6 protein-coding genes are annotated in these 7,478 nt (G+C 73.5%); 4 read left to right on the top strand and 2 right to left on the bottom strand.

Translation table 11 applies throughout. The features are described from left to right. Positions 1 to 143 precede the first annotated feature (143 nt). The gene (locus tag ACWF9Z_RS16725; RefSeq protein WP_453602785.1) at positions 144 to 1,718 is read right to left on the bottom strand and encodes an MFS transporter; all 1,575 of its coding nucleotides are present in this window, start codon (positions 1,716 to 1,718) and stop codon (positions 144 to 146) included. 141 nt (positions 1,719 to 1,859) lie between these two features. Between ACWF9Z_RS16725 and ACWF9Z_RS16720 the strand changes: the two genes are divergently transcribed. The 4 genes from ACWF9Z_RS16720 to ACWF9Z_RS16705 all read left to right on the top strand — a co-directional run bounded on the left by ACWF9Z_RS16720 (position 1,860) and on the right by ACWF9Z_RS16705 (position 4,462). Beyond that, a complete protein-coding gene (locus ACWF9Z_RS16720; RefSeq protein WP_453602783.1) occupies positions 1,860 to 2,303 on the top strand; it encodes a MarR family winged helix-turn-helix transcriptional regulator in 444 nt (147 codons plus the stop codon). Between the two features lie 81 nt (positions 2,304 to 2,384). Further along, a complete protein-coding gene (locus ACWF9Z_RS16715) occupies positions 2,385 to 2,579 on the top strand; it encodes a DUF5302 domain-containing protein (protein WP_356649919.1) in 195 nt (64 codons plus the stop codon). Between the two features lie 398 nt (positions 2,580 to 2,977). Continuing rightward, a complete protein-coding gene (locus ACWF9Z_RS16710) occupies positions 2,978 to 3,388 on the top strand; it encodes a rodlin (RefSeq protein ID WP_453602781.1) in 411 nt (136 codons plus the stop codon). A gap of 189 nt (positions 3,389 to 3,577) precedes the next feature. Next, a complete protein-coding gene (locus ACWF9Z_RS16705) occupies positions 3,578 to 4,462 on the top strand; it encodes a glycoside hydrolase family 19 protein (protein ID WP_453602943.1) in 885 nt (294 codons plus the stop codon). Positions 4,463 to 4,503: 41 nt separating this feature from the next. Here ACWF9Z_RS16705 and ACWF9Z_RS16700 read toward each other — a convergent pair whose 3' ends face one another. Continuing rightward, entirely contained in the window at positions 4,504 to 7,251 is a 2,748-nt protein-coding gene (locus tag ACWF9Z_RS16700) for an AAA family ATPase (protein ID WP_453602779.1), read from the bottom strand. Between the last annotated feature and the right edge of the window lie 227 nt (positions 7,252 to 7,478).

The following is a 7,478-nucleotide window of genomic DNA, read 5'->3' as shown; positions in this document are numbered from 1 at the left end:
GGGGTCGCTCTCGCCCGCGCCGGCGCGCGGCGGCGCCGGGGCCGCGGCCCGCGGGGGCGCCCCGCCCCCGCGGGTCGGGGGGCGGGGGGGGGCGCCTGGTGCGGGCCCGCCGGGACGGCGGGACGCCGGATCGCCGGATCGGGTCAGACGGCCGGGACCTGTCCGGCCGGCTGCGCCGCCGCACCGGCCTCCTGGGAGGGAGCGGCTTCCTTGGAGGCCGCCGTCGAGGTGGCCCCGGCCGGGGTGCCCGCCGGTACGGACCCGTCGGTGGCCCGGGGGCCCTGGCGGCCGCGCAGGCCCACTCCGCTGATCAACGCGACCAGGCCGAAGGCCACGGCGCCGATGGTGAAGGTGAGGGTGAAGCCGGATTCGGCCGGCAGCGCGGGAACTCCCGCCGGGAGGTGGTCGATCGTCTTCGACGCCAGGATGGTGGTGACGATGGCGCTGCCGATCGCGCTGCCCGTGGAGCGGGAGATCGAGTTGATGCCGTTCGCGATGCCGCTCTGGTGGTGCGGAACGCTCGCCATGATGACGGCGGGCATCGCCGCGTAGCCGAAGCTGACGGCCGCGCCGACGATGAGGCCGGCGCCGATCACCGAGGCGGTGTGGCTGTGGTCCAGGGCCAGCCAGCCGAAGCCGGCGGCGCCGAGGGCGGCGGCCAGGGCCAGGGCGACGCGCGGGCCGCGGTGGCGGACGATCTGGCCGCCGATCGGGGAGGCGAGCAGCGAGACGATCGCGCCGGGCAGCAGGAACTCGACGGAGGCGCGCAGGATCGAGGCGTCGAAGCCGTAACCGGTCAGGGCCTCGGGCATCTGGACGAGGTAGGAGACGCCCAGGAAGTTCGCGAACATGCCGAAGCCGACGAGGATGCCGGCCAGGTTGGCCATCAGCACCGGACGGTGGACGAACATCCGCATGTCGACGAGGGGCTCGCGGACCTTGAGCTCGGTCAGGACCCACACCGCGGTCATGACGGCGGCGCCGGCGAAGCTGCCCAGCGTGCGGCCCGAGGCCCAGCCCCACTCGTGGCCCTGGGAGATCGGCAGCAGGAGGAGCAGCAGGGCGATGCCGAGGGTGAGCGCGCCGAGGAAGTCCGTGCGTCCGCCGGTCTTGTGCCGGGTCGCCGGGACCAGGAAGACGACGGCGAGCAGGGCGAGCACCGCGAAGCCGGTGGCCATCCAGAAGGCGTTGCGGTAGTCCGCCCCGTCGCCGGAGGTCAGCAGTCCGGTGGCGACGAGCGCGAGCCCGCTGCCGAACGCGAGCGTGCCGCTGACCAGGGCCATCGCGCCGGGAAGCTTCTGCGGGCGGACCTCTTCGCGCAGGACGGAGAGGGCGAGCGGGAAGATCGCGGTGGCGGCGCCCTGGAGGACCCGCCCGAGGATCAGCAGCGGCAGCGAGGAGGCCAGCGCGGCGACGACGGACCCCGCCACCATGACGCCGAGCACGGCCACCAGCGTCGGCTTCTTGCCGTGCTGGTCGCCGAAGCGGCCGAGCAGCGGGGTGAAGACGGCGGCGGACAGCAGCGTGGCGGTGGTCACCCAGCTCACGTTCGCGGTGGTGGTGCCGAGGTCGTTGCGGATCAGGCCCAGGATCGGGACCGGCAGCGTCTGCATCATCGACACGACCATGGCAGCCAGGCTCAGGGCGAAGACGATGACCGTCTCGTTCCGGTGCCCGCCGTCCTGTGCGGTGGCGGTGGCGGAGGGGGTGGGGCTCATCAGGGAGGACCTTCTCAGTGCTTCAGATCACAGATGTTTGACTTCATCAACTACTTCGACTGCATCAGACGGTAGACCTCAATAGTTCAGATGGTCAAGTAAAAGGTTGATAATATGAAGCACCTTGAGTACGCTCGCAGCATGAGCGCCACCACCGATCACGCCGTCCCGACCAAGCTGGAGCTCCTGGAGCTGCTCGCCGCCATCGGCACCGCCCAGTGGCGCGACTTCGCCGCGGCCGCCGCCCGCCACGGGCTCACCTCCACCCAGGCCAAGGTCCTCGCCCAGCTGAAGGGCCCGCTGCCGATGCGCGGCCTCGCCGCCCTGCTGGTGTGCGACGCGTCGAACGTCACCGGGATCGTGGACCGGCTGGAGGCCCGCGAGCTGGTGCGCCGCGAGCCCGACCCCGTCGACCGGCGCGTCAAGAACGTCGTGGCCACGGACGCCGGCCGCGACGTGATCCGCCGCGTGCGCGAGGAGATGCAGGCCACGCACGGCGCCCTCGACGTCCTGGACGACACCGAGAGCGCGACGCTCCACGCCCTGCTGGAGCGGCTCCGCCCGACCCTGGAGAAGGACGCCTGAGACCGCTCTGCCCGAACGCGCTGGCCAGGGGAAACGTCACCTGACAGACTGCAACGGCTTCAGAACACTCCAGGAGGACACATGTCAGAAGAAACCGACACCCCGCAGAACGAGTCGCCGGCCGAGGAAGCCAAGCGAAAGTTCAAGGAGGCCCTGGAGCGCAACGCCGCCAATGCCCAGTCCCAGCAGTCGCACCAGAGCCGGGCGAAGATCCAGGGTTCCGGCGGCAACGGCCCCGGTGGCAAGAACAAGAAGGTCCGCCGCAAGACCGGCTGACCGCGGCGCGGTCGCGGTGACGCGACGGCGCGACAGCCGGCCTCGACGGGGTCAGGGACCACACCCGGTCCGGATCCGGTCGAGGGCGGCGCCCAAGAGAGGGCACGCACCCGAAGAGGGGCACACGCGCACCCGGGAGAGCGCACGTACGCGCCCGGGAGGAACGCGCGACGCGTGCGGGGAAAACGCACGCGCACGGGGAACGCACCCGTACGGGGATCACGCCCCCGACCGGCGGCCTTGAGTCAATCGGCCGATACCGGATGTCACCTGCGGGGCGGACTGTTGCGCCAGTCGGGTGACGGGCGATAACCCTCGGTGTCCACGGCAGTTGAGCAGCTCGTCCCGCCGAGGGCAGCTATCTCATGCGACCGTGCGACAGAAGAAGGATCCCCCACATGCTCAAGAAGTTCATGGCCACCGCAGCCGCCACCGCAGCCGTTCTGGGTGCCGGTGCCGCCGCAGCCTCCCCGGCGATGGCGATCGGCAACGACCACGGTGTCAACACGGTCAACGGCAACGAGGCTTCGCAGATCTACGGCAACCAGGAGACCAGCGGCAAGATGAGCCCGCAGCTGTCCGCCATCCAGGGCTCGCTGAACAAGCTCTGTGTCGGCCTGCCCGCGAAGGTCAACGCCCAGTCGATCCTGGCCGCGATCAACGTCGGCGTCCAGGACATCAACGTCCTCGCCAACCCGCAGAACCAGCAGTGCGCCGAGAACTCGACCCAGGCCAAGGGCGACGACTCCGCCTCGCACATCCTCGACAACATCCCGGTCCTCTCCGGCAACCTCTCCGCCGGCAGCTGACCCACGGCAACCGCGCCCGCGCCACATCCCCCGGGGTGTGGCGCGGGCGCGTTGTTTTGGTCTAGACCTTGACAGGTTCAGACCATTTTCGATTCAGTGGCCGTAGTCGTCCCCAAGAACACCCACGACAACTCCCCCCACTGAAGGAGCACTTCCGTGATACGCACCCTGCGCCGCCGCGCACTGTCGATGGCGGCCGCCGCCGCCGTCACCGTCGGCCTCGCGATCGCCCTGCCCGCCTCCCCCGCCGCCGCCGCTCCGGCCTGCGCCGGCGCGTGGGCCTCCTCCGCCGTGTACACCAATGGCATGAACGCCTCGTACAGCGGCCACAACTGGCAGGCCAAGTGGTGGACCCAGGGCGAAACGCCGGGGACCACCGGCCAGTGGGGCGTCTGGGCCGACCAGGGGGTGTGCGGCGCCGGAGGCCCGGTCGACCCGGACCCGGGCAACCCCTCCGGATTCGTCGTCAGCGAGGCCCAGTTCAACCAGATGTTCCCGAACCGGAACTCCTTCTACACCTACAACGGCCTGGTCGCGGCCCTGTCGGCCTACCCCGCCTTCGCCCACACCGGTGACGACACCGTCAAACGCCGCGAAGCGGCCGCCTTCCTGGCCAACGTCTCGCACGAGACGGGCGGCCTCGTCCACATCGTCGAGCAGAACACCGCCAACTACCCGCACTACTGCGACACCAGCCAGCCGTACGGCTGTCCGGCCGGGCAGGCCGCGTACTACGGGCGCGGCCCCATCCAGCTGAGCTGGAACTTCAACTACAAGGCGGCCGGGGACGCGCTCGGCATCAACCTGCTCGCCAACCCCTACCTGGTCGAGCAGGATCCGGCCGTCGCCATGAAGACGGCGCTGTGGTACTGGAACACCCAGAACGGTCCCGGCACGATGACGGCCCACGCGGCCATGGTCAACGGCGCGGGCTTCGGCGAGACCATCCGCTCCATCAACGGCTCCCTGGAATGCAACGGCGGCAACCCGGCGCAGGTCCAGAGCCGGGTGAACTCCTACCAGAGCTTCACCCAGATTCTGGGCGTGACCCCGGGCAACAACCTGAGCTGCTGAGGCAGCGGCCTACGGAGCCGCCCGGCCGCCGAGCCACCCCCTCAGCGCGCACGCAGCGTGGTGGCCAGCTGGGCGCGGGACCGGACGTCGAGCTTCTGGTAGATCCTCGTCAGGCGGGCCTCCACCGTCTTCACGCTGACGAAGAGCTTCGCGGCCGCCTCCTGGTTGCTCGCGCCCTGGGCGACGAGCAGCGCGAGGCGGGTCTCGGCCTCCGTGAGGGCCGCCAGGGCCGGCGTCCCCCCGTCCTCGCCCGAGGACGCGGACGGGGCGGGCGACGGCTCGCGCGCGAGCTCCGCCCAGGGGGTGGCGCCCGCCTCGGTGAAGGCGTCGGCGGCCGCCCGGAGCGCGGCGCGCGCGGGTGCCCGCCGGCGTCGGCGACGCTCCACCCGGGCCAGGGCGAGCAGCGTTCGGGCGCGCTCCAGCGGGAGTTGGAGGAGCGCGAAGCGCTGGGCGGTGGCCTCCAGCAGGGCCACCGCCTCCTGCGCCTCGCCCTGGGCGGACAGGCACAGCCCCAGGGCCCGGTCGAGGGCGGCGATCACGCTGGTCCGGCCGAGCGCCAGGGCCGTCGTACGGACCCGGGCCTGCAGCTCAGCGGCCTCCTCGAGGGCGTCGGCGGCGACCAGGGCCTCGGCGAGCTCCCCGTGCCAGCGCAGGATCGAGGGGTCCACCACCTGCTGGGCGGCCTCCAGTTCGGCGACCCGGCGCAGGGTGGCCACGGCCTTGGCGGCCTCGCCGGTGGCCAGTTCGACCAGTCCCAGCGCGTGCAGGCTGCGCGAGAGGAAGACCTGGTCGTGCTCCTCCTCCGAGGCCTGGATGCCGCGCCGGGCGTATCCGGCGGCCCGCGCGAAGCCGCCGCCCATCGCCTCGGCCATCGCGGCGACGTACCAGGCGGGGCCGGGCGAGAGTCCCGCCTCGATGGTGAGTTCCAGGGCGTCGCGGGCGTGCGTGCGGGCGGCCGCGCACCTTCCCCCGCGCAGTTCGACCTCGGTGAGGCTGCGCAGCACCTCGAAGACGTCCTCGGCGGATCCGGTGCGCCGCACGGCGGGCAGCAGCACGAGCAGCTGGCGCCGCGCGTCGGCGAGCCGGTCGTCGAAGAGGGCGTGGCGGACGGCCAGGTACTGCGGGGCGTTGCGCATGCCGAGCGGTACCTCGGGCGCGGGCAGGGCGAGCGCTTCGGCGAGGATCTCCTCGGCGTCGCGGTCCCCGAGGATCCGGCCCATGCGGGCCCGCACGGTCAGGGCCATGGCCTCGGCGACCTGGTCGCCTCCGGCGGCGGCCAGGACGCCGGCTTCGGCGGCGGCGTCCCGGGAGCGGACGGGGTCGCCGTCGCTGAGGTTGTGCTTCCAGGCGGTCCGCAGCCGGACGGCGGCCTGCAGCGCGGGATCGCCCTCGGCGTCGGCCGTGGCGTGGGCGAAGGTCTCGTCGAGGGCGCCGAGGGCCTGTCCGGCGGCGTCGATGACCGCGAGCCGGGCGCGGACCCGGTCGGCGGGCGAGGAGTCACGGGCCAGTACGGCGCGCGTGGCGCGTCGGGCCAGGTCGGCGCGGCCGGCCCAGCCCGCGTCCTCGGCGGCCCCGACGAGCCGGGCCAGTTCATCGCCGGGCAGGTGGCAGGGGGTGCGGTCGGCGGCGAGCAGGCCCAGTTCGGCGGCGAGCACCCGCTGGCCGCGACGACGGCAGACGGTGGCGGCCTCGGCGATCTCGGCGGCGAGCCACTGGTCGGGGGTGTCCACGGCGAGCGCGCGGTGGCGCAGGGCCTGGACGGGGTCGTCGACGGCGGCGGCGAGCGCCGCGTGCCCGGCGGCCCGTCCGGCCCAGCCCGCGTCGGCGGCCAGCGCGGTCGGCAGGGCCCCGGCCGTGAACCGGACCGCGCCGTCCTCCTCCACGGTGACCAGCGCGGCCCGTTCGGCCACGGCGAGCTCGGCCTCCGCGTCGGGGCGTCCGGCGCGGCGCAGCATGGCGGTGGTGGGGCGCGCGGCGAGGGCCGCGAGGAGCAGGGTGCGGCGGGCCTGGGCGGGTACGACGCTGAGGAGCCTGCGGGCCACCTCGCGGGCCTGGCCGGAGACGGGCAGCGGATCGGCGTGGTGGGCGCCGCCGTCGCGGGTCCCGGCGGCTTCGGCGAGGGAGTGGCCCAGGGCCAGGGCCAGGCGCGGGTTGCCTCCGCTGGCCTGGTGGATCCGGCCGGCGAGGCGGGCCGGGAGGCCTCGGCGGACCAGGAGTTCGGCGATCTCGTCGGTGCCGAGCGGAGGGACCCGCAGGTGGGGGGCGCCTGGTCCGCAGAGCGGTTCGGCGAGGGGGGCTCCGCCCTGGACGCACTCGGCGGCGAGGACCCGTACGCCCGGCGGGGTGAGGCGCAGCGCGAACCGGAGCAGGTCGGTGCTCTCGGCGTCGAGCCACTGCGCGTTGTCGAGCGCGAGGAGGACCGGGCCGCGGGCGGCGAGGGTGCGCAGCACCTCGACCACGGCGAGACGCAGGGCGACGTGGTCGCGGCCGGCGCGGGGTGCGTCGGTCTCCCGGCGCAGGAGGGCGATGGCGGTGCGCTGGGGTCCGGAGAGCTGCTCGAGGGCGGCGGCGGGGACGGAGGCGAGGAGGGCGGCGGCGGAGGCCTCGGGTATCCACCGGTCGGTGGCCTCGGGGGCGAGGCGGAGCACGGTCTCGTGGCGGAGCGCGGCGGCCTCGGTGAGGGCGCGCACCACCTCGGTCTTGCCCGCGCCGGCGGGTCCGGTGAGCAGGGCGCGTCCGTGCGTGGTCAGCGCGCGGTCCACCGCCTTGATCAGTTCACCGTGTCCCACGGTCGTGTCAGCGTGCCCCGTCGCCGCCACCACGCGCAGCCACCAGCCTCTCGGGTCCCCGTTTCTGTGCCCTTCCTGTGAGACGCGACAATACGAGGTCGGATGCCCGGCGGGCCCGGATTGTGACGCAGAATTCAGCCAGGTGACGGGAAAACCCGCAGGACCTGCCGATACGAGGTGTATCGGCAGGTCCGGCGGGCTGCTTGGTCCGTACTATCGCCCCGTCA

The organism is Streptomyces sp. NPDC054961, assembly GCF_053609145.1.
Note: the sequence above shows the minus strand (reverse complement) of the source record. Positions and strands in the feature narration are given on the sequence as shown.